Genomic DNA, 20848 nt, shown 5'->3' on the forward strand with positions numbered 1-20848 from the left:
TCCTGCCCTGCCGCCGGAGCCGGGTCCGCACCGATAGCATCCAGGTATGTCGCAGAGCGCGCCCGCACGGCGCCCGATGGTGGTGGTGGGGTTCGTCGCGAGCCTGCTGGCCCAGCTGGCGATGATCGCGGTGGGGCTGTGGCTGGTCGTCTTCGCGGAGGACGACGTGGCCACCACGCTGCTCCTGCTCGGTCTGTGGTGCTCGATCGGCACGGTCTACCTCATCGTGACGCTGATCGTGCTCGGCCGGCTCTCGAAGGTCACGGCTCCGCCCCGCGGCCGCCCCGCGCGGTGGGAGACGGGCCGTGGCGCGCGAGTGGTGTCGATGACGGCGACCATCCTCGCGAGCCTGATCGGGCTCGGCGCGGCCATCCAGGTGCTCGGTCCGCGCAACGACCCCGAGATCGGCTCGGTCACCGACATCGTGGGTGTCTGGTCGATGCTGCTCGCGTGGGGCTTCCTGCACTGGGGGTTCTCGCAGATCTACTACCAGCGGTACTACAGCACGCCGACGCCGATGCTGCGCTTCCCGCATCCCGCCGACGAGCCGCCGACCGACCCACGCTTCGTCGACTTCGTGTACTTCGCGTTCACCCTCGGCACCACGTTCGCGGCCTCCGACGTGGAGGTGCTGAGCACGCGACTGCGCTGGACCGTCGTCTGGCACTCGGTGCTCAGCTTCTTCTTCAACGGCCTCATCATCGTGCTCGCGCTGAACACGATCACCGGGAGCAGGTAGCCCCGGCTACAGCAGCGTCTCGACGCCGATCCGAACCCGGTCGCCGAGTTCGACGCCCTCGGCCTTGCGGACCGCGCTCTTGATCGGCACCACGTACGTGCCGTCGTCCTGCGGGAAGATGGACGTCGACCAGCGCGAGCCGCCCAGGGTCACGGACACCTTCACGGAGTCGAACCCGGCGGGTGGATGCGGCTGCAGCCGGATCTCCTCCGACACCTCGAGCGGCAGCCGGGCGAACACCCAGAGTTCCCGCCGCGACGCCCAGCGGAACAGCTCTGCCTCGAACTCGTAGCGGTAGCCGGCCATATCCGCCAAGCTACCGGAAGCGGCCGACATCGGCGCGGCCGGCGAGAGCGGAGGAACAGGACATGTCCCCACGACCCGGATCGGTCACCTTCGTGGCCGTCCTCGCCTACATCAACGGCATCCTGAACATCATCGGCGGCATCCTCGTCCTGTTCACCCGCGATCGGATGGCGGCGGGCGACGGCGGCGCGCTGGCCGGGATCACGACGGCGGCCATCCTGTCGATCCTGCTCGGCATCATCGTCGTGATCGTGGCGCGCGGGCTGCTGCGGGGGAGCTCCGGTGCACGCGTCGTCGTCACCATCGTCATGATCATCGACATCCTCAACGGCGTGCTCATGCTGTTCACGTCGCAGCTGGTCAGCGGCGTCATCCAGATCCTGTGGTCGCTGCTCATCATCGTCCTGCTCTACACGCGACGCGCGAACGAGTTCTTCGCCGGCCGCTGATCCGTCGGCGGTTTCGGCCAGAATGGACGGGGGCGCGAGAGCTGCGCCTCACTTTCCGAGGAGTTCCATGCGCTGGCCGAAGTGGTTCCGCCGTGGCGTCGAGAAGACGACGCGCACGCGTCCGTTCGACGAGGACGCCCTGCCCGAGCCGGTCGCGCCCACCCTCGAGCAGTCGGTGGAGGAGGGCATGCTCCTCGCGGAATACGCCACCCGCATGGCGGTGAAGAACTACATCGTCGTCGACACCATCCAGTACGGCAACTCGTACGATCCGGCGCTGCACGCGATGGAGGCGGCTGCGATGCTGCGCGAGCTCGCCTCCGAGCAGGGGGTCGCCGCGGGCCGCATCGAGGAGGAGCTGGAGGCGGCCGAGAAGCTGGGCGGCGACGCCGAGCATCCCCACGACTATCGCAAGGTGGATGTCGACAACCTCCGGCTGCGGCGCGATGCGGCGATCGAGCTGGCCCGGCAGCTGCGGGCGAAGGCCGACTCCGACGACGAGCTCACCGCCCTGGTCGAGCGCGGCCGGAAGGACGCGTGGGATGAGGTGGGTCGCGCGATCGAAGCGGGCCTCGACGCGTTCTCCGGCGCCGAGGCGCTGAAGGCCGACTACGAGCGCGAGAAGCCCGCGCGCCTCAAGCTGCTCATCTGGCGCGATCTCGCCCGCCTCGAGGACGAGCGCACCGGCTACTGAGTCAGTGGCCGCGGAGGCTGAGCGGCGGCACCAGGTCGCCCACCTCGGAGCGCACCCACACGTCGCCGGTCTCGCGCTTCTCGGCGTGCGTCGAGAAGCGGTAGAGGAACATCCTTGCCCGGACGGCGCGGGGCGCCTCCCCGCCGAACGGGTCGTGCCGCAGCAGCTTGAGCGTCGGCCGGTCGGCCTCCAGCAGCCGCAGCAGGAACACCTCGAACCAGGGGGAGTCGCGGGAGCCGAGGGCGAGGAACCACATCAGCCAGTCGAGGCGCAGGTGGTACGGGGCGAACTGCCGCGGGACGCGGTGCGGATCACCCGGCTTGCCCTTGAACCCGTACTCGCGCCACACCGCACTAGGGTCATGGGGATCGTCGGCCGTGCCCTCCACGACCACCTCGTAGCGCTCCCGCGTCACGCTGCCGAAGGCCCCGTAGGCGTTGACCAGGTGCCAGCGGTTGAAGCTCGCGTTCATCAGCTGGCGGTGGGCGAACAGGTTGCGCAGCGGCGGCCAGCTCAGCACGACGAGGAACACGGTCGCCGCGAGCGCGACCACCGCGTACCAGAGGGGCACCGTGTCAGCGCCGATGCCGCCGACGGTCGCGCCGCCGAGCAGCCACGACCACACGCCGTCGCTGATGCCGGCGAACGCCAGCACGATCGTGATCCAGTTCAGCCAGGCGAAGTTGCCGGTGAGCACGAGCCACAGCTGGGTGAGGATCATGATGGCCGCGGCGACGCTCGCGACGGGCTGCGGGGCGAACAGGAACCACGGCACGATCAGCTGCGCGAAGTGGTTGCCCAGCACCTCCACCCGATGCCACCACTTCGGCAGCAGGTGCGCCGTCCGGCTGAACGGGTTCGGCATCGGCTGCGTCTCATGGTGGTAGTAGAGCGCCGTCAGGTCGCGCCACACGCGGTCGCCGCGCATCTTGATCATCCCGGCGCCGAACTCCAGCCGGAACACCAGCCACCGGATGAAGAAGACGATCGTGATCGGCGGGGCCGTGTCCCAGGCGCCGAGGAACGCGACGACGAATCCCGCCTCGCACAGCAGGCTCTCCCAGCCGAACCCGTAGAACGTCTGCCCGATGTTCACGATCGACAGGTAGAGGAACCAGACGATCAGGAAGACCGGGACGAACACGTACGTCGGGGCGAGCTGCACGACCCCCGCGACGATCAGGGCCGCCAGCACCGCCCCCGTCCACGCGACCGCGCGCAGCAGCCGGTCGGAGTACCGCCAACGGAACAGGGTCGGCTGCTTCTGCCCGTACGGGTGCCGCAGGAACCTCCGCGCCGGCAGCAACCCGTGGTCGCCGAGCAGCGCCGTGAACTGATCGACCGCCGACACGAACGCGATGAGGTAGATCGCCGCGACACCCCGCTCCAGGATCTCGCGGGCGATCGTGTAGTCGTCGCCGGCCAGCCACCCGGTCAGCCACGTGGGGAACTCCATCCACACCACCTCGCCGTCGGATGGGGTTCACCGTACGCCGCGGGCCACGGCGGCGCGAGGGCGCGTCAGAGCACGACGGACGCCGCGGGCTCCGCCGCGAACAGCTGCCCCGGGTACCGCAGCCCGGCGAAGTACCGGTTGGTGTGCGCGACGATCTGCCGCCCTTCGATCTCGACGCCGTCCCACTCCGTGTCGGTCGTGGTGTGCGCGTCCGACACCAGCGTGACGTCGAAGCCGCGGACCGCCGCGCTCTGCGCCGTCGTCCGGATGCAGTAGTCGGTCTGCGCACCGGCGATGACCAGGCGGCCGACGTCCAGTCCCTCGAGCACCTCGTCGAGGTCGGTGTCGGCGAAGGAATCGCGGTAGTGCTTCAGGATGCGCGGCTCGCCCCCGGCCGGAACGAGCTCGTCGGCGAGGTCGAACGCGGGAGTGCCCTCCTCCATCCCGTCAGCCTCGTGCTGCACCCAGATGACCGGGGTGCCGGCCGCGCGGGCGCGGTCGACGAGGGCAGCGGTGCGTTCCAGGACTCCGGGGACGTCCACGCAGCCGGGCAGCACGCCCTTCTGCAGGTCGATCACGAGCAGGGCGGAGGGGACGCCCTCGCTCACGCCGCGAGCTCCGCGTCGAGGCGGATGGCCCGGTGGTCGGACGCGCCGGCCGGGAGGACGTCCACGTGCTCGATCTCGAAGCCGGTCGAGGTGACGAAGTCGAAGTAGCCGGAGAAGAACTTGTAGCGCAGATAGGTCGGCTCCGTCGTCCGCTTCAGCGTGTAGCCGGAGGTGGTGAGGTGGCGCTCTAGGCCGCGGATGAACCACGGGTAGTTGAAGTCTCCGACCATGACCGCAGGCGTGTCGGGGAGAGGGAGCGCATCCCCGCGTGCGCCGCCGCGATCTGCTCCCGGCGCAGCGAGTTGAGCGCGGTGAGCGGTGCGGCGTGGAACGAGCCGACGAGGACGTCCTCTCCGCTGTCGCGGTCGCGCAGGTGCACCGCGAGCAGGCGCTCATTGGCGGGGGCCAGCACCCGGTCGTGCAGCGACTTCTTCACCGCGAACACCTGGGAGTGGAGGATCTCGTAGCGGTCGTCGCGGACGTACACCGCGAGTCCCAGCCGGTTGGCGCGCGTGGTGTCCGCGAGCGCCAGGTGGTGCAGGCGCGGCGGAAGCGCCTCGCTGTCGCACTCCTGCAGGCAGAGCACATCGACGTCGTGGTCCTGTGCGATGTCCTGCAGCTCGCCGCTGGCGGCGTGCTTGCGGAGGTTGTAGCTCACGATCCTCAGGGTCATGCACCTCTTCTCGAGACCTCGTCGGCGCGGGCGGCACGGATGCGTGCCCGCTTAGCCATTCTGTCCCACGCGCGCCGACGCTCAAGCGGCCCCGCGGTATCCCACTGCGAATTCACATCGCGGTCACCGGCGGTTGGGGCGGTACGGTGGGTGCCATGGCAGGTGACGCGGTCGTCCTCACGGTTCCCGGGCCCCACGGCGATCGGGAAGTGCGCATCTCGAGTCCCGGCCGGGTGATCTTCTCCGAGGTCGGCATCACCAAGCTGGACCTCGCGAACTACCTCGTCGAGGTGGGCGACGCCTTCGTCCGCGCCAACGGCGACCGGCCGGTGTCGCTGCAGCGGTTCCCGGACGGGATCGACGGCGAGCAGTTCTTCTCGAAGAACCCGCCGCGCGGAACACCGGACTACGTCCGCTCGGTGCCGGTGGTCTATCCGAGCGCCCGGTCGCACCCGCAGCTCGTCATCGACGAGCCGGCCGCCGCGGTGTGGGCCGCGCAGATGAACACGGTCGTCTTCCACCCCTGGCCGTCGCGCGCCGAGGACTCCGACAACCCCGACCAGCTGCGCATCGACCTCGACCCGCAGCCCGGAACCGGCTTCGCGGACGCGGTGCCCGCCGCGATCGAGCTGCGCGCGGTGCTGCAGGAGGCCGGCCTCACCGCCTTCATCAAGACCTCCGGCAACCGCGGACTCCACGTGTTCGCGCCGATCGTCCCTGAGCGGGAGTTCTTGGATGTGCGGCACGCGGTCATCGCCGCGGCGCGCGAGCTGGAGCGGCGGATGCCCGAGAAGGTGACCACTGCATGGTGGAAGGAGGAGCGCGGGGAGCGCATCTTCGTCGACTTCAACCAGGCGAACCGCGACCGCACGATGGCCGGCGCGTACAGCCCGCGGGCTCTGCCGCACGCCTCCGTGTCGGCCCCGATCACCTGGGACGAGCTGGAGCACGTCTCACCCGAGCAGTTCACCGTGCTGACGATGCCGGAGCGGCTGCGCACGGTCGGCGACCCGTGGGAGTCGTTCGGCGAGTCGCCCGGACGCGTCGACGAGCTCCTCGGTTGGTGGGAGCGCGACCTGTCGAACGGGCTCGGCGAGCTGCCCTTCCCGCCGGACTACCCGAAGATGCCGGGGGAGCCGCCGCGCGTGCAGCCCAGCCGGGCGAAGAAGGCGTAGGGCTCAGGTCAGCACGTCGCCGAGGTCGTACGCGATCGGACGGTCCAGCTGCTCGAAGGTGCACGAGCGCGCCTCGCGGTCCGGCCGCCAGCGTTCGAACTGCGCGGTGTGCCGGAACCGCATCCCCTCCATCTGGTCGTAGCGCACCTCCAGCACCCGCTCGGGGCGCAGCCGCACGAACGACACGTCCTTGCTGCCCGAGAACCGGCTGCGGTCCGTCTCGCCGGTGATCGTCTCGCCGTTCTCGTCGCGCTCCACAAGCGGGTCCAGCTCGTCGATGAGGGCGAGCCGCTTGGCGTCGGTGAACGCCGACACCCCGCCGACGTTGAAGAGGCGGCCGTCGTCGCCGTACAGGCCGACCAGCAGCGAGCCCACCCCGCGTCCGCTGGTGTGGATGCGGTAGCCGAGCGCGACCACATCCGCCGTCCGATGGTGCTTGATCTTCAGCATGGTGCGCTTGTTCGGCGCGTAGGCGCCGGCGAACGGCTTGGCGACCACGCCATCCAGCCCGGCGCCCTCGAACTCCTCCAGCCAGCGCTGCGCCGTCTCCTGGTCGGTCGTCGTGCGCGTCAGCTCGATCGGGGCGGGCAGGTCGCCGGCGAACTCCTCCAGCGCCGCGCGGCGCTCGGCGAACGGGCGGTCGACATAGGACTCGTCGCCGATCGCCAGCAGGTCGAAGGCGACGAACGTGGCCGGGGTCTGCTCGGCCAGCATGTTCACGCGGCTGGCGGCGGGATGGATGCGCTGCGACAGCGCCTCCCAGTCCAGCCGCTGCCTCCCCGGCTCGCCGGTCGGCACGATGATCTCGCCGTCGAGCACGCACGGCCCCGGCAGGATGCGGCGGAACGCGTCCACCAGCTCCGGGAAGTAGCGGGTCAGCATCTTGGAGCCGCGGCTGCCGATCTGCACGTCGCCGATCGTGCCGTCGCCGGCGTCCTCCGCGTAGACGATCGCGCGAAAGCCGTCCCACTTCGGCTCGTAGCTCAGGCCTCCGGCGACGCTGTCGGGCGCCGGCACGGCGGGGACCGCCTTCGCGAGCATCGGGGCGATGGGGGAGGAGGCGGAGGGCTGCATGCTCCGATCATGCCGCGAACCCCCGACCTCCGGAAGGGATGCGAAGGTTAGGTGAGCCTCACCTATAGTGGAAGGCGAGATGTACCGTCCCGACCACGCCACCCACACCGCCTCGACCGCGCACGCGGACGACCGCGTCCAGTTCCTCGTCGTCGGCGACGAGACGTCGCTGGCGGAGTTGGAGGCGGAGCTCGCGCTGCTGCCGCTATGCGCCCGCGGGAGGGTGTTCGTCGAGGTCGCCGACGACTCCCAGATCGTCCCTCTGGCGACGCCGCTGCGGATGACCGTCACCTGGCTGGCGCGCTCCCAGCGCACCGGACGACCCGGAACCGGCGAGCGGTGCGCCCACGGCGAGGCCGGCGCCCGCGCGGTGCGAGCCTGGTGCGACGAGATGCTGTGCGACGGCCCTGGCGAGACCCGCGCCATCGTGACCGGCGCCTTCACGCTCGCCACCGAGGTGCGCGACCACCTCCTCCACACCGTCGGCATGGCCCCCGCCGCCGTCTCCGCCCCGCGGGCCGCTAACCGCCGCCCGCGTGCCCATCCATGGGTCGCAACACGCCGTTATCCGCGCCTCTTAACGGCGTGTTGCGTCCCATCGATGATGGAGTTGACGCAACACGCCGTGCGGCGGACCGGCGGTACGGCGTGTTGCGTCAACCAGAGCGGATCAGGCGGGCGTGGTGAGGCCGACGAGGGACTCGGAGGCGGCCCAGAGGTCGCGGCCGAGCTGCGCGTTGCGCGCCTGCGGGTTGGTGCGGCCGTTGGCGGTCAGCCGGTCGAAGTAGGTGCCGCTGGGCGCGCCCACCGGCGCCGGTCCGGCGAGGTACAGCAGGGGCGCCGCGCCCGCCTCGACGGGAATGCCGAACGTGCTCCGCGTCACCAGGTGCCCGAAGCGGATGAGCGGCGACGAGTTGCCGAAGTTGGTGGCGATGGTGCCGGGATGGAACGAGTACGCGGTCACGCCCGTCCCGGTCAGCTGCTCCGCCAGCTCGGCGGCGAACAGGATGGTCGCCAGCTTCGCCGTGCCGTACGCCCGCCAGCCGCCCTGCCACGGCCGCTTCTCCCAGTCGAGGTCATCGACGCGGAGCTGCCCGAACCGGTTGGCGAGGCTCGCGGTGGACACGACCCGGACATCCCGCCCCGCCGCGGCCGTCTCCAGAAGCCGCGGACGCAGCAGCGCCGTCAGCAGGAACGGCGCGAGGTGGTTCGCCTGGATGGTGCGCTCGTGCCCGTCGACCGTGAGCTCGCGCTCGTGGTTGAGACCGCCCGCGTTGTTGGCGAGCACGTCGATCGTGTCGTAGCGGTCGAGCAGCGCGGCGGCGAGGGCGCGCACGTCGTCGAGCCGCTCGAAGTCGGCGAGGAACGGGGTGGCGCCGATCCGTTCGGCGACCGCGCGCGTGCGCTCGGGGTTGCGGCCGACGACAGCGACCTCGTCTCCGGCCGCCGCGAGCTGCTCGGCGGCCACCACGCCGATGCCGGAGCTCGCCCCTGTGATCACGATGGTGCGCGTCATCGGTAGCCGCCCTTCTCGAGGCCCGCCTCGATCTCGAATCGGTTCTGCAGCGGGTCGCGCCCCGCCACGAGGTACAGGAACGGGAACAGCATCCCGTACCGCTGCCACTGCCGCTTGTGCACGGCCTCGTGCTCGAGCACGTCGTCGCTGACGTTGTGGTCGGTGAGGTAGACGCCGCCGACGCACGAGCCGCCGCGGCCGAAGGTGCGCTTCGGCATCCCGCGGAACACCGTGAGCCCGGCCCGTCGCTCGATCCGCCCGGTGCTCCAGAGGAAGCCCCAGGCGTGGCCGACCGCGGTCGCGTAGAGGTACCCTGCACGACTCAACGGCGAATCAAGCAGGACGCGACCCACAAAAGTCCGGTCGAATCCCGTCATTCGGTGGGCCGGCCGTACGTCTCGAGCAGCCGCAGCCACACCTCGCTGACCGTGGGATAGGACGGCACGGCGTGCCAGAGGCGGCTCAACGGCACCTCGCCCACGACGGCCACCGTCGCCGAGTGCAGCAGCTCGCCGACGTCCTGCCCGACGAACGTCACACCGAGGACGACGCCGCGGTCCTCGTCCACGACCATCCGCGCCTTTCCGGTGTAGCCGTCCGCGACGACGTGCGCGCCGGAGACGCTGCCGATGTCGTAGTCGACCACGCGGATGCGGTACCCGGCCTTCTCGGCGCGCGCGGCGGTCAGCCCGACGGACGCGACCTCGGGGTCGGTGAAGGTCACCTGCGGGACCGCCTGGTGGTCGGCGGTCGCCACATACGTGCCCCACGGCTCCAGAGACACGTCCCGTCCGTGCGCGCGGGCGGCGATCGCGTCGCCGGCGGCCCGCGCCTGGTACTTGCCCTGGTGCGTGAGCAGCGCCCGATGATTGACATCGCCCACGCCGTACAGCCAGCCGCCGTCGACCGGCCGGCCGTCGGCTCCGAGCACCCGCATGCTGTCGTCGACGTCGAGCCAGGCGCCGTCCTCCAGCCCGAAGGCGTCCAGGCCGATCCCGAAGGTGCGAGGCAGACGGCCGGTCGCGACGAGGAACTCGTCCGTCTCGACCACCGTTCCGTCGTCGAGCCGGATGCGGAAGCCGTCCTCGTCCGTGCGCTCCACGCTCTCGGTCTTCGCGTCGAGGTGGAGGGTGACGCCCAACTCCTTCAGGGATGCCTCGACCAGCTCGCCCGCGAACGGCTCCTCGCCGCCGAGCAGCCCGCTCCGCGCGATCAGGTGCACCTCGGTGCCGAAACCGGCGTACGCGGTCGCCATCTCGGTCGCGACCACGCCGCCGCCGAGGATCGCGAGCGACACCGGCACGCGCTGCGCGCTGGTCGCCTCCCGGCTCGACCACGGCTCGCTCTCGCGCAGGCCCGGGATGTCCGGCATCAGGGCGGCCGACCCGGTCGAGACGGCGACGGCGTGCTTCGCCCGGAGCACTGTGACCGTGCCGTCCTCGGCGGTCACCGTCACCTCCTTAGGCGCGGTGATGACGCCCCAGCCGCGCACCAGCTCGATGCCCGCGCCGTTCAGCCACTCGACCTGGCCGGCGTCGTCCCAGTTGCTCGTCATATAGTCCCGGCGCTTGAGCACGGCCGCGACGTCCAGCGGGCCGGTGACCGCCTCCCGCGTGCCGCCCACCCGCTGTGCCGCGCGCAGCAGGGCGCCGCTCCGCAGCAGCGTCTTGGAGGGCATGCACGCCCAGTACGAGCATTCGCCGCCGACCAGCTCGGATTCGACGATCACCGTCTTCAGCCCGCCCTGCGCGGCGCGGTCCGCGACGTTCTCGCCGACCGCACCCGCCCCGATCACGATGACGTCGTAGTCCCGGGTCTCGCTCATGCCTTCTCCTCGGTTCCGCGGCTCGCGCCGCTCCTGATTGTTCGTCGTCTGGGCTTGTTCGTCGTGTGGGAGCGATCGGATCGCTCAGCGGCCCACGAACTGCGCCTCGGTCCGCGTCAGGAACGCCTCCATGCCGATCCGCGCGTCCTCGCTGCCGACCAGGCGGACCAGCGCCGGCTGCAGCTCGGCCTCGGCCGCCGCATCCCCGTCGCGCACTGCGCGCTTGGCGTTCGCGAGGGCGGCCTGCACCGCGAGCGGCGCCTGGGCGGCGACGCGCTCGGCGAGCTCCAGCGCGCGGTCGAACTGCGCTCCGTCGTCGACGACCTCCTGCACGAGGCCGAGCCGGTGCGCCTCGGCGGCGTCGAACAGGTCGCCAGTGAGGATGTAGCGCATCGCGTTCCCCCAGCCCACCGCCCGCGGGAAGCGCAGCGTCGCGCCGCCGAACGGCAGGATGCCGCGCGTGACCTCGATCTGGCCGAAGCGCGTCCCGGCGGCGGCCACGACGATGTCGGAGGCCAGCATCAGCTCGATGCCCAGGGTCAGGCACGTGCCCTGCACGGCGATCACGACCGGCTTGGTGAGCTGCCGCCCCGACACCTGCCACGGGTCGATGCCGTGCTCGCCCACGAACGACAGGCCGTCTCGACCGATGCGAGGGCCCAGGTCGGCGAGATCCAGCCCGGCGGTGAAGTGGTCGCCGACGGCGTGGACCAGCCCGACCCGCAGCTCCGGGTCGCGCTCCAGCTCGCCGTACGCGTCGGCCAGCTGGGAGAGCAGCTCGAAGTCGGCGGCGTTGCGCTTCTCGGGGCGGTTGAGGCCGATCAGCAGGATGTGGCCCCGCCGCTCGACGAGGATCTTGGACTCGCTCATGCTGCCCACGCTAGCGCGCCGCAGCCGGGTCGCCGGTCGGGCCGGTCAGCGCTCCGAGGATGCGCAGGATGACGGGGAGGTCGCGCGTCGCCGCATCGGGCGACTCGGGGGCGAACTCCATGAGGCCGGCGCCGACCAGGTCGAACCGGCGCCGCAGCGCCCGGATCGCCTCCGTCAGCCGATCGGGCTGCACCCCGAACGGCTCGGGATACCCGATCCCGTCGATCGCGGAGGGGTCGAGCACATCGAGGTCGACGTGCAGATAGACGGCCGTCGCCCCGGTGGCCGCGACCGCGTTCACGATCGCGTCCGGGTCGTCGAACTCGCCCGGCGCGACCACCCGGATGTCCTGGCCGGTCACGAAGGCGGACTCGCCGTCGTCGAGCGCACGCGTCCCGGCCAGCACCAGCTGCGCCGCCGCCAGGCGGTTCGACTCCGTCGAGGCGAGCCCGTCCGGTCCGTCGCCGAGCAGCGCGCGCAGCACCATCCCGTGGAACGCGCCGGACGGCGACGAGTCCACGTCGTTGAGGTCGCTGTGCGCGTCGAACCACACCACCGCGACGTTGCCGGCGGGATGCGACGCCAGCACGTGCTGCACGGCCGCGAGCTCCACACCGCAGTCGCCGCCGATCGTGACCACCGGCTCCTCGAGCAGCGCCAGCTCGGCCTCCGTGGCCTCCCGCACCGCGGCCAGCGAGGAGAACCGGTTGACCCCGGTCCCGAGCGACTCGCCGGCCGCCGCCGGCACCGGCACCTGGTGGGTGCGGGCGCCGGGCAGGTCGCCGCGGATGGCCTCCGCGCCGTCGATCAGGCGCATCGCCCGCGACGATCCGGAGCCCTGCCACTGCGGCACGACGAGGAAGGACGCGCCGCTCACCCCTCGGAACCCGACGTGACGGACTGCTGAGCGCCGCCGCCGGCCTTCAGGGCCGCGAGCCGCGCATCCACCTCGGTCAGCTCCCCGAGGTCGTCGAGCTGCTCGAACTGCGCGTCGAGGCTGGAGGCGGCGAGCTCCTGCTGGCCGCGCACCCGGGCCTCCTCGCGGCGGATCTTCTCCTCGAAGCGGGAGACCTCGCTGGTCGGGTCCATGATGTCGACGCTCTTGACCGCGTCGATGACCTGGGCCTGCGCCTGGGCGCTCTTGGCCCGGGCGATCAGCTCGGCGCGCTTGCTCTTCAGCTGCTCCAGCTTCTCCTTCATCTGGTTGAGCCCGTTCTTGAGCTTCTCGACCACCTCGGTCTGCGCGGCGATCTGCGGCTCGGCGGCCTTCGCCTCGTTCTCCGACGAGATCTGGCGCTGGATGGCCACCTTGGCCAGGTTGTCGAACTTGTCCGCATCCGCGGTGTTCCCGGATGCGCGGAACTGATCGGCCTGCCGGCTCGCGGCCAGCGCCTTGTCGCCCCACTCGGCGGCGGCCTCGACATCCTCGCGGTGGTCGTCCTCGAGGAGCCGCAGGTTGCCGATGGTCTCCGCGATGGCGCTCTCGGCGTCGGCGATGCTGTTGGTGAAGTCGCGGACCATCTGGTCGAGCATCTTCTCCGGGTCCTCCGCCTGATCGAGGAGGGCGTTGATGTTCGCCCGCAACAACTGCGAGATCCGCCCGAAGATGGACTGCTTCGCCATGTGCTCTTCCTTTCGCTCCCGCCCGCGATGGGCGCTTGTAAGGTCTGTCGTGGGTGTGTTCAGAACCGTCCGCCGCCGCGTCGGCTGCGCGTCCCGCCCCCGCCGAAGCTGCCGGCGCTGAAGCCGCCACCGCCGCCGCTGCGACCGCCGCCGCCTCCGCCCCAGCCGCCGAAACCGCCGCCTCCCCAGCCGCTGCCGCCTCCGCCGCCCATGCCGCCGCGCAACACGGAGTCGATCAGGATGCCGCCGAGGATCGCGCCCATGGCCCCGCTTCCGCCGCCGCGACCGGACGTGCCGCCGCCGAAGACGTCGCCGAGTCCGCCCATCTGCGGCGAGAACTCGCCGACATCCTGCTGGGCGAGCTGGGTCGCCTCGTCGGAGAGCTGCGCGGCCCGCTGAGCCAGCGCCAGGGCCGACACCGGGTCGGTCGCCGCCGTCTGCTCGGCCTGCACGACGAGCCGTCCGGCTTCCGCGAGGCGCGTCCGGGCCTCGGGCCCCACCGCGCCGCGGCGTGCGGTGATGAAGTCCTCGCACGCCGAGACGCGTGCCTTCGCGGTGAGCAGCGTCTGCTGCAGCGCGGAGGCTGCGCGCTGCGCCTGCGCGCGCGCATCCCGGACTCCCTGCAGCACACCGTCGATCGATCGGTTGGCCGCATCCAGCCGCTGCGCCAACTCCAGCGGGTTCACCCGCCCGGCGGCGATCTTCGCCTGCACGTCGGTCACCGTCTGCTCGGTGCCGGCGACGGTCGCCGCGATCGTGCCGCCGGGATCGTCCGCGGCCGCGAGGGCCTTCGCCTCGGCGAGGTCGCTGCGCAGCTCGGCGAGCGTGCCGTCGAGCGACTGCTGCGCCGCGGCGAGGTCTGCTCCGAGGCGGTCGACCGCGTCCAGCAGCAGGCCGGCCTGGTCGGCCGACTCCTCGGCCGCCCGCACGCCCACCGCCGCGGAACCGGCCTGCCCGGCCGCCGCCTTCTGCGCCGCGCGGGCGAGCGCGGTTTCGGTGAAGTCGAGGCGTTGGGTCGCCTGCTCGACGTTGTCGGCGACGGTCGCGAGCGACGCATCCGTGTACCGCTGGGCGAGCCCATCCAGCGTCGCGGTGGTGGTCGTCAGCCGCTGTCGCAGCGCCGTCGCCTGAGCCTGGATCTCGGCCGACGCCTCCGGGATGCGCTTCTCCAGCGCCCGCAGCTCGTCGAACGCGTCCGCCTGGGCGTCCAGCGCCTGGTTCGCGGCGCCGCACAGCTGGACGATGCGGATGTTCCACTCGCGCCGCTGCTCGTCGGTGTCCGGCTCGGCGTCGTCCAGCCGCTGCTTGAGCGTGAACGCCTCCCGCAGCTGTGCCTTCGCCTGGTCGAGCGCGGCCTGGAACGGCACCACGGCATCCGCGCCGTACTGCGCGGTCGCGAAGCCGAGCTCCTCCTCGCTGGTGCGGATGGCGTCGTCCGTCTGCACCAGCGCCGACCCGGCCCGGCGCTCCAGGTCGTGCAACGGGATGGTCTGCAGCTCGCTCTGCGGGGTGGCCGGCCCGGTCGCGGCCTGCTTCTTGCGCGAACTGCGGGAGCGCACCAGCACGAAGACGACGACGCCGACGACGATCACGCCGATGAGGAAGACCCAGAAGAACACGGCACCGCCGCCTCCGCCGCCGACCGCGTCGCCCAGCCCCTGCGCCGCGGCGACGGCCGCGCCGGTCCAGTCGTTCGCCTTCAGCTTCGGCTCGATGTCGTTCTGCTCGATGCTGTCGAGCTGGTCGGCGCTCACCGGGCCGTCGTCGTCGCCGGAGAGGTAGTAGGTGCGACCGTCCGTCGACACCGCCAGCAGGTAGTCGCGTTGGCCGAGGCCGTTGCGCGCGGCCGTCTCGTTGGCCCAGTCCGCCGCTTCGGTCGGGTTGGTGAAACGGGGCACGAAGACGACGAAGAGGTCGACGCGGTCCTGGTCGTAGAGCTTCTTCGCCGCATCCGTGATGCGCGCCTCGTCCGCGTCGCTCAGCACCTGCGACTGGTCGACGACGTGGCTGGGCCCGAGATCGACCGGGTCGGTCGCGGCAGCAGGGGAGGCGGCGAGCGCCAGCGACCCGGCGGCGAGTCCCACGATGAGGGCGGCCCGGCTCAGCAGACGTCGCAACGGCATAAACCCACTCTCTCGGGTCCCGGCTGGGATGCTGCCGAGTCTATTCGGGCTGCCGGACACTGTGAAGGTTTCGGCCTGTTACGGCCCGGGGTGCGACCGGTGCGGAGTCCTGGTGGGATGGGGTGACCCGGTCGAGAGGAGGAGCGCATGTCGGTGCAGCCCGTCCTGGCCGTCGTCGAGGCGACCCGCCTCCGCGCCCACGACCCGGCGTACCACGACTACGTGCAGCTCCTCGTCGGCAACGTCCTCGGCGAGGCCGCCGCCCAGGGCTGGACCGTCGACCGGCTCGCGGCCGACGCCGGCACGGAGGCGCTGCTCGCGGCCACCGCCAGGGCCGACGCGATCGTCATCGTGGGCGGGGAGGACATCCACCCCGGCTTCTACGGCGCCGAGACCGGCTACCCGAACGAGTCGCGGCATCTGCCCGTCGCGGATGCGGCCCAGCTGGCCCTCGCGCGCGCCGCGATCGAGCGCCGCACGCCGCTCCTCGGCATCTGCCGCGGCCTCCAGATCGTCAACGTCGCCCTCGGCGGAACCCTCGTGCAGGACCTGGGCGAGGAGTGCGGCCACGTCAACCGCGGCGTCCCCATCCCGCAGGTGCTGACCACCCACACCGTGGATGTGCAGCACGGCAGCCGTGTCGCCGAACTGCTGGGCGAGCCGACCGTCGAGGTCCGGAGCGCCCACCACCAGGCGGTGGACGCGCTCGGCGACGGCCTCGTCGTCACCGCCCGCTCGCACGACGGCCACGTCGAGGCGGTGGAGCACCGCGACGCACCGGTCCTGGCGGTCCAGTGGCACCCGGAGGACGTGCACGCACCCGCCGGTCAGCTCGCCGCGCTGCTGGCCGGCCTGCGCACGCCGGCCCTCGCCGCCGCCTGACGCAGGCGCACGCAGTCAGGCGGGCCAGCCGTGCTGGCCGAGGAGGGGGACGAAGGCCACGCCGCCGAGGTTGGTCTCGCGCACCGCGCCGTCGTCATCGCGGTCGAAGAGCGCCAGGCGCTGGGCGCGGCCGGGGCGGCCTACCGGCATGACGATCCTGCCGCCCGGAGCGAGCTGCTCCCACCACGTCGGAGGGACGGACGGCCCGGTCGCCGCAGCCACGATCGCGTCGTACGGCGCGCCCGCCGTCCAGCCGAGCGTCCCGTCGCCGGTCACCACCTCCACCCGGTAGCCGAGCGCCTCCAGCGTCGCCGCCGCCGCGACCGCGAGGTCCGGATGCCGCTCGATGCTGATCACGCGGTGGGCCAGCACCGCGGCGATCGCGGCCGCGTAGCCCGAGCCGGTTCCGACGTCGAGCACCGCGTCCTCCGGGCCGATGCGCGCCGCCTCCAGCATCAGCGCGACGATGTACGGCTGCGAGATCGTCTGCCCGTCGCCGATCGGCATCGGATGGTCCTCGTACGCGTACGGCGCGGCCGTCGCCTCCACGAACAGGTGCCGCGGCACGCGCCGCATCGCATCGAGGACCCGCTGATCCCCGATCCCGCGGCGGGCGAGCTGTTCCTCGACCATCCGCGCGCGTTCGCCGGCGTAGTCGTACTCGATACGACTAGTGAACCACCGCCGCGGGCCGCTCCGTCAGGGTGCTCCTCGCGGTCTCGACCGCGTCGGCGGGCGCGCCCGCGGACTCGAGCGCGAGGAGGGCCGCACCCAGGATGGGCGCCGCCGTCACGAGCTCCGTCCGGGCGAGAGGCGCGCGATCGGCGAGCAGCCGCTCCACCGTCCCGAGCAGGCGCTCGTCACGGCTGCCGATGACGCCGCCGCCGAGCACCACCGGCACAGCGCGGTCGAGCAGGTCGAGACGCCGCAGGGTGGTGACCGCCATGGTCGCGATCTCCTCCGCCTGCTCGTCGATCAGCTCGGCGGCGATGACGTCGCCCTCCCGCGCGCAGGCGAACACGACCGGCGACAGCCGTGACAGCTCGCTGCTCGCCAGCCGTCCGAAGTGGATGGCCTCGATCACGTCCTGCACGCTCGCCAGGCCCAGGGCGGCGGGAACGGCCTCCGCCAGCACGGTCGGCTCGCCGCGCCCGTCGACCGCCCGCGCGGCGTACCAGAGGGCGCGCTCGCCGAGGTGCCAGCCGCCGCCCCAGTCGCCCGAGATCGTGCCGAGCGAGGCGTAGCGGACGACCGCGCCGTCGGAGCGGACGCCGACGCAGTTGATGCCGGTGCCGCAGACCACGGCCACCGCGTCCGGTTCGCCGGTGCCCGCGCGGAGCAGGGCGAACAGGTCGTTGTCGACCGTCGCGTCCGCCCAGGGCGTGCCGGCGATCCGCTCCCGGAACTCGGCGATCTCGGCAGGCAGGTCGAGACCGGAGAGGTAGAGGTTCGCGGCGGCGAGCGGCCGGGATCCGGTCCGGGCGAGCAGTTCGCCGACGAGGTCGCCGACGAGCGCCACGGCTCCGTCCATCCCGAGCACGTGCGGGCTGGAGGTTCCGGCGCGCGCCTCGGCGAGCACCGTGCCGTCGAGCGCCAGGGCGACGGCGTCGGTCTTCGAGCCGCCGCCGTCGACCGCCACGACGATCGGGCCGGGCCTCCCGTCGCCGCTCATCGTGCCCACGCCAGGTGGTCCCGGTTGTGCGAGATCAGCAGGTCGGTGAGCTGCTCCGCCCGGTCGTACTGGCCGACGAGGGGATGGGCGAGCATCGCCCGCAGCACGCGGTCGCGTCCACCGTGCACGGCCGCCTCCAATGCGAGCCGCTCGTACCCGGCGACGTGCGCGATGAGGCCCGCGTGGTCGGCGGGCAGCTGCTCGACCGGCAGGGCCGTCACGCCGCGCGCATCCACCGTCGCCGGCACCTCGATCACGTGGTCGTCGGGCAGGAAGGGCAGCGTCCCGTCGTTGCGGAGGTTCACGACCTGGACGTCGCCGCGGTCGCCGGTGAGCGACGCGATGAGGTCGACCGCGGCCTCCGAGTAGAAGGCGCCGCCGCGCTGGCCGAGCTGCTCGGGCTTGGTGTCGACGGACGGGTCCCCGTAGAGCTCCAGCAGCTCGCGCTCGACGCGCTGCACCGCCTCGGCGCGGGTCGGGGAGTCGAGCTGCTCGCGCAGCACCTCGTCGTGGGCGTAGTAGTATCGGAGGTAGTAGCTGGGCACGTCGCCGAGCAGCAGCAGCAGCGACGCGGGCAGCTCGATCTCCTCCGCCAGCTGCTCGAGCCGGGTGTCGAGGAGGCCGGGCAGCGCGTCCTGGGAGCCCGAGTCGTCGGTCACCAGGACCGACCGCTCCCACGTCAGGTGGTTGAGCCCGACGTGACCGAGCTGCACCTGCGAGGGCGCGACCCGAGCATCCCGGCGAACCGGCGCTGGAACCCGATCGCGACGTTGCACAGCCCCACCGCGCGGTGCCCCTCCTGCAGCAGCGCCCGAGTGACGATTCCGACCGGGTTGGTGAAGTCGACGATCCACGCGTCCGGCTTCGCGTGCCGACGCACCTCCTCGGCGACGCGAAGCACCACCGGGACGGTGCGCAGCGCCTTGGCGAACCCGCCCGGTCCGGTCGTCTCCTGCCCGATGCAGCCGCATTCGTGGGGCCAGGTCTCGTCCCCGTGCCGTGCGGCCTGCCCGCCGACGCGGAGCTGGATGAGCACGACGTCCGCATCCGCCACGCCTGCGACGAGGTCGGAGGTCGGCACGATGCGCCCGGGGTGGCCGGCGGCGCGGAACATCCGCTCGCTCATCCCGCCGACCAGCCGCAGCCGGTCGGGGTCCGGATCGACCAGCCACAGCTCCTCGATCGGGAGCACGGAGCGCAGCCGGGCGAACCCGTCGATGAGCTCGGGGGTGTAGGTGGAGCCGCCTCCGACGACGGTGAGTTTCACGTGTCTATCCCTTCACGCCGGTGAGTGTGATGCCCTCGACGAAGACGCGTTGGGCGAAGAAGAAGATCAGGACGACGGGCACGGTGACGAGCATCGTCATCGCCATCGTGAGCCCCCAGACGGTGCCGTGCACGCCGCGGAACGACGCGAGCCCGTAGGCGACCGGCCACGCGGCCGGGTTCTCGGACGTGTACAGCAGCGGTCCGTAGTAGTCGTTCCAGGAGGCGAAGAACAGGAAGATCGCGGTGGCCGCGATACCCGGCTTCGCCATCGGGATGACCACCCGCCAGAGCACCCCGAACTCGCCGTTGCCGTCGATGCGTGCGGCGTCCGAGTACTCGCTCGGGATCGTCAGGAAGAACTGCCGCAGCAGGAAGATCGAGAACGCGTCGCCGAGCAGGTTCGGCAGGATGAGCGGCCACAGCGTCCCGGTCAGGCCGAGCTGCGACCACATGACGTAGATCGGGATGGCCGTCACCTGCGGCGGCAGCAGCATCGCGATGATGATCACCGTGAACAGCACACCTGACCCGCGGAAGCGGATCTTCGCGAGGGCGTAGGCGGCCGGGACGCTCGACACCAGCATGAACACCGTCGCGAGTACGGCGTACAGCGCCGAGTTGGCGAACCACTGCGCGAGCGGGACGGTCGTGAACACCTTCACGTAGTTGTCCCAGTGGAACGGCTGCGGCCACAGCGACGCCGTGAGCGTCTGCTCGCTCGACATCAGCGACGTCAGGAAGACGAACACGACCGGCGCGATGAACAGCACCGCGAGCGCGACCAGCACCGTGTGCTCCGCGATCCAGCCCAGGATGCGGCGGGCGCGCATCGAGCGCGGTGTGGGGATGCGGCGGCCCGCCGGCGGGCGGCTGTTCGTCGTCGTGCCGGAGGAGAGGGTGGCGGAGGTCATTGCGCGCCTTCTGGGGTGAACGCCTTGAAGCGGCGGAGCAGCAGGACGAGGATCACGGCCGCGACGACGAACAGCAGCACCGCGAGCGCCGAGGCGTAGCCGAGCTGGTAGGTGCCGAAGCCGCGGACGTAGAGCCACTGCGTGTAGGTCAGGAGCGAGCCGTCGGGGTAGCCGAGGTTGGTCGAGATGCCCTGGCCGACGACCGCCTTGCCCGACGCGACCGAGGACGCGACCGCCGCCTCCGTGAAGTACTGGATGGCCGCGATGACCCCGGTGACCGCCGCGAACAGCAGCACGGGTCCGATCGACGGGAGAGTCACGTAGCGCAGCTTCTGCAAGCCGCCCGCGCCGTCGAGCGACGCCGCCTCGTACTGCTCGCGCGGCACATCCAGCAGCGCGGCCAGGAAGATGATCATGACGTCGCCCATCACCCAGATGCCGAGCAGCACCAGCGACGGCTTCGACCACGCGGGGTCGTTGAACCACAGCGGACCCTTGATGCCGAACCAGGCGAGCACCTGGTTGACCGGCCCCGTCCCCGGGTTGAACAGGAACACGAACGCCACGACGCTCGCCACCGGCGGCACGAGGGCCGGCAGGTAGAACACCGTCCGCCAGAACCCGGAGGCGCGCCGCGCGCGGGCCAGCAGGCCGGCGATGAGCAGCGCGAACGCCGTCTTCACGGGCACCCAGATCACCACGAACCACAGCGTGTTGAGTGTCGCCAGCCACACGTTCGGGTCCCGCGTGAACAGGTACTCGTAGTTGCGGAAGCCGATCCACTGCGGAGCCGAGACCAGGTCGAAGCGCGTGAACGAGTAGTACACGGACGCGATCAGCGGGTAGACGAAGAAGATCAGCAGGCCGAGCAGCGCCGGGGCGAGCAGGGCGAGGGTCACGAGGTTGCGGCGGCGCCGGGCGGCGGAGCGCCGTGCGGGGCGGGCGGCGACCCGCCCCGCACGATCGAGGGTGGCGGTCATGAG

The 20848-nt window shown here is 71.7% G+C and carries 20 protein-coding genes and 2 pseudogenes; 5 read left to right on the forward strand and 17 right to left on the reverse strand.

Features of this window, described 5'->3' with window-relative positions:
• Positions 1-46: 46 nt before the first annotated feature.
• Complete coding sequence (locus A0130_16610) at positions 47-739, forward strand: hypothetical protein (GenBank protein ID ANF33066.1); 693 nt, start codon at positions 47-49, stop codon at positions 737-739.
• Positions 740-745: 6 nt separating this feature from the next.
• Here the strand turns inward: A0130_16610 and A0130_16615 are convergent, their stop codons facing one another.
• Positions 746-1045 (reverse strand): hypothetical protein, encoded by a 300-nt coding sequence (locus A0130_16615; GenBank protein ANF33067.1) that lies wholly within the window; start codon positions 1043-1045, stop codon positions 746-748.
• A gap of 62 nt (positions 1046-1107) precedes the next feature.
• Here A0130_16615 and A0130_16620 point away from each other — a divergent pair, with 62 nt between their 5' ends.
• On the forward strand, positions 1108-1494 hold the full coding sequence (locus A0130_16620) for a hypothetical protein (protein ID ANF33068.1): 387 nt from the start codon (positions 1108-1110) through the stop codon (positions 1492-1494).
• A 67-nt stretch (positions 1495-1561) separates the two neighbouring features.
• Entirely contained in the window at positions 1562-2188 is a 627-nt protein-coding gene (locus A0130_16625) for a hypothetical protein (protein ID ANF33069.1), read from the forward strand.
• A gap of 1 nt (position 2189) precedes the next feature.
• On the opposite strand, the gene A0130_16630 is transcribed toward A0130_16625, so the two are convergent.
• The 3 genes and pseudogenes from A0130_16630 to A0130_16640 form a co-directional block, all read right to left on the reverse strand.
• Complete coding sequence (locus A0130_16630) at positions 2190-3653, reverse strand: hypothetical protein (GenBank protein ANF33070.1); 1464 nt, start codon at positions 3651-3653, stop codon at positions 2190-2192.
• Between the two features lie 56 nt (positions 3654-3709).
• On the reverse strand, positions 3710-4252 hold the full coding sequence (locus tag A0130_16635; GenBank protein ANF33071.1) for an isochorismatase: 543 nt from the start codon (positions 4250-4252) through the stop codon (positions 3710-3712).
• Positions 4249-4925 (reverse strand): annotated as a pseudogene (locus A0130_16640) (hypothetical protein). The gene A0130_16635 and the pseudogene A0130_16640 overlap by 4 nt, the downstream one beginning before the upstream one ends.
• Before the next feature lie 209 nt (positions 4926-5134).
• On the opposite strand from A0130_16640, the gene A0130_16645 reads away from it, so the two are divergent.
• A complete protein-coding gene (locus tag A0130_16645) occupies positions 5135-6100 on the forward strand; it encodes an ATP-dependent DNA ligase (protein ANF33072.1) in 966 nt (321 codons plus the stop codon).
• A gap of 3 nt (positions 6101-6103) precedes the next feature.
• On the opposite strand, the gene A0130_16650 is transcribed toward A0130_16645, so the two are convergent.
• From A0130_16650 to A0130_16685, 8 genes are all read right to left on the reverse strand, one after another.
• Positions 6104-7174, reverse strand: a complete 1071-nt coding sequence (locus A0130_16650) for an ATP-dependent DNA ligase (protein ANF33504.1) — start codon at positions 7172-7174, stop codon at positions 6104-6106.
• Positions 7175-7844: 670 nt separating this feature from the next.
• On the reverse strand, positions 7845-8690 hold the full coding sequence (locus A0130_16655) for a short-chain dehydrogenase (protein ID ANF33073.1): 846 nt from the start codon (positions 8688-8690) through the stop codon (positions 7845-7847).
• A complete protein-coding gene (locus tag A0130_16660; GenBank protein ID ANF33074.1) occupies positions 8687-9067 on the reverse strand; it encodes a Fe-S oxidoreductase in 381 nt (126 codons plus the stop codon). Before A0130_16660 ends, A0130_16655 begins: the two co-directional genes overlap by 4 nt.
• Positions 9064-10515 carry a pyridine nucleotide-disulfide oxidoreductase gene (locus tag A0130_16665; protein ID ANF33075.1) on the reverse strand — a complete coding sequence of 484 codons (1452 nt, stop codon included), beginning with the start codon at positions 10513-10515 and terminating at the stop codon, positions 9064-9066. The genes A0130_16660 and A0130_16665 overlap by 4 nt, the downstream gene beginning before the upstream one ends.
• A gap of 84 nt (positions 10516-10599) precedes the next feature.
• The gene (locus A0130_16670; GenBank protein ID ANF33505.1) at positions 10600-11385 is read right to left on the reverse strand and encodes an enoyl-CoA hydratase; all 786 of its coding nucleotides are present in this window, start codon (positions 11383-11385) and stop codon (positions 10600-10602) included.
• 10 nt (positions 11386-11395) lie between these two features.
• Positions 11396-12202 carry an arginase gene (locus tag A0130_16675; GenBank protein ID ANF33506.1) on the reverse strand — a complete coding sequence of 269 codons (807 nt, stop codon included), beginning with the start codon at positions 12200-12202 and terminating at the stop codon, positions 11396-11398.
• Between the two features lie 56 nt (positions 12203-12258).
• Positions 12259-13008 (reverse strand): hypothetical protein, encoded by a 750-nt coding sequence (locus A0130_16680; protein ANF33076.1) that lies wholly within the window; start codon positions 13006-13008, stop codon positions 12259-12261.
• Positions 13009-13067: 59 nt separating this feature from the next.
• Positions 13068-15131: a hypothetical protein gene (locus tag A0130_16685; protein ID ANF33077.1), complete on the reverse strand. Its 2064-nt coding sequence runs from the start codon at positions 15129-15131 to the stop codon at positions 13068-13070.
• A 147-nt stretch (positions 15132-15278) separates the two neighbouring features.
• Here A0130_16685 and A0130_16690 point away from each other — a divergent pair, with 147 nt between their 5' ends.
• Positions 15279-16013 (forward strand): hypothetical protein, encoded by a 735-nt coding sequence (locus A0130_16690; protein ANF33078.1) that lies wholly within the window; start codon positions 15279-15281, stop codon positions 16011-16013.
• Positions 16014-16028: 15 nt separating this feature from the next.
• Here the strand turns inward: A0130_16690 and A0130_16695 are convergent, their stop codons facing one another.
• The 5 genes and pseudogenes from A0130_16695 to A0130_16715 form a co-directional block, all read right to left on the reverse strand.
• Positions 16029-16646, reverse strand: a complete 618-nt coding sequence (locus A0130_16695; GenBank protein ID ANF33079.1) for a protein-L-isoaspartate O-methyltransferase — start codon at positions 16644-16646, stop codon at positions 16029-16031.
• Between the two features lie 37 nt (positions 16647-16683).
• Complete coding sequence (locus A0130_16700) at positions 16684-17685, reverse strand: N-acetylglucosamine kinase (GenBank protein ID ANF33507.1); 1002 nt, start codon at positions 17683-17685, stop codon at positions 16684-16686.
• A pseudogene (locus A0130_16705) lies at positions 17682-18952 on the reverse strand (6-phospho-beta-glucosidase). Before A0130_16705 ends, A0130_16700 begins: the two are co-directional and overlap by 4 nt.
• Positions 18953-18956: 4 nt before the next feature.
• Positions 18957-19865 (reverse strand): sugar ABC transporter permease, encoded by a 909-nt coding sequence (locus A0130_16710; GenBank protein ID ANF33080.1) that lies wholly within the window; start codon positions 19863-19865, stop codon positions 18957-18959.
• Positions 19862-20845, reverse strand: a complete 984-nt coding sequence (locus tag A0130_16715) for a sugar ABC transporter permease (GenBank protein ID ANF33081.1) — start codon at positions 20843-20845, stop codon at positions 19862-19864. Before A0130_16715 ends, A0130_16710 begins: the two co-directional genes overlap by 4 nt.
• Positions 20846-20848 lie beyond the last annotated feature (3 nt).

Source organism: Leifsonia xyli (genome assembly GCA_001647635.1).
GTDB lineage: Bacteria > Actinomycetota > Actinomycetes > Actinomycetales > Microbacteriaceae > Leifsonia > Leifsonia xyli_A.

What these genes read in the sequence shown, in the direction of transcription:
- A0130_16610 (ANF33066.1), top strand. Translation starts at nt 47, where the DNA reads ATGTCGCAGAGCGCGCCCGCACGGCGCCCGATGGTGGTGGTGGGGTTC.
- A0130_16615 (ANF33067.1), bottom strand. Translation starts at nt 1,045, where the DNA reads ATGGCCGGCTACCGCTACGAGTTCGAGGCAGAGCTGTTCCGCTGGGCG.
- A0130_16620 (ANF33068.1), top strand. Translation starts at nt 1,108, where the DNA reads ATGTCCCCACGACCCGGATCGGTCACCTTCGTGGCCGTCCTCGCCTAC.
- A0130_16625 (ANF33069.1), top strand. Translation starts at nt 1,562, where the DNA reads ATGCGCTGGCCGAAGTGGTTCCGCCGTGGCGTCGAGAAGACGACGCGC.
- A0130_16650 (ANF33504.1), bottom strand. Translation starts at nt 7,174, where the DNA reads ATGCAGCCCTCCGCCTCCTCCCCCATCGCCCCGATGCTCGCGAAGGCG.
- A0130_16655 (ANF33073.1), bottom strand. Translation starts at nt 8,690, where the DNA reads ATGACGCGCACCATCGTGATCACAGGGGCGAGCTCCGGCATCGGCGTG.
- A0130_16660 (ANF33074.1), bottom strand. Translation starts at nt 9,067, where the DNA reads ATGACGGGATTCGACCGGACTTTTGTGGGTCGCGTCCTGCTTGATTCG.
- A0130_16665 (ANF33075.1), bottom strand. Translation starts at nt 10,515, where the DNA reads ATGAGCGAGACCCGGGACTACGACGTCATCGTGATCGGGGCGGGTGCG.
- A0130_16670 (ANF33505.1), bottom strand. Translation starts at nt 11,385, where the DNA reads ATGAGCGAGTCCAAGATCCTCGTCGAGCGGCGGGGCCACATCCTGCTG.
- A0130_16675 (ANF33506.1), bottom strand. Translation starts at nt 12,202, where the DNA reads ATGCGCCTGATCGACGGCGCGGAGGCCATCCGCGGCGACCTGCCCGGC.
- A0130_16680 (ANF33076.1), bottom strand. Translation starts at nt 13,008, where the DNA reads ATGGCGAAGCAGTCCATCTTCGGGCGGATCTCGCAGTTGTTGCGGGCG.
- A0130_16685 (ANF33077.1), bottom strand. Translation starts at nt 15,131, where the DNA reads ATGCCGTTGCGACGTCTGCTGAGCCGGGCCGCCCTCATCGTGGGACTC.
- A0130_16690 (ANF33078.1), top strand. Translation starts at nt 15,279, where the DNA reads ATGTCGGTGCAGCCCGTCCTGGCCGTCGTCGAGGCGACCCGCCTCCGC.
- A0130_16695 (ANF33079.1), bottom strand. Translation starts at nt 16,646, where the DNA reads ATGGTCGAGGAACAGCTCGCCCGCCGCGGGATCGGGGATCAGCGGGTC.
- A0130_16700 (ANF33507.1), bottom strand. Translation starts at nt 17,685, where the DNA reads ATGAGCGGCGACGGGAGGCCCGGCCCGATCGTCGTGGCGGTCGACGGC.
- A0130_16710 (ANF33080.1), bottom strand. Translation starts at nt 19,865, where the DNA reads ATGACCTCCGCCACCCTCTCCTCCGGCACGACGACGAACAGCCGCCCG.
- A0130_16715 (ANF33081.1), bottom strand. Translation starts at nt 20,845, where the DNA reads ATGACCGCCACCCTCGATCGTGCGGGGCGGGTCGCCGCCCGCCCCGCA.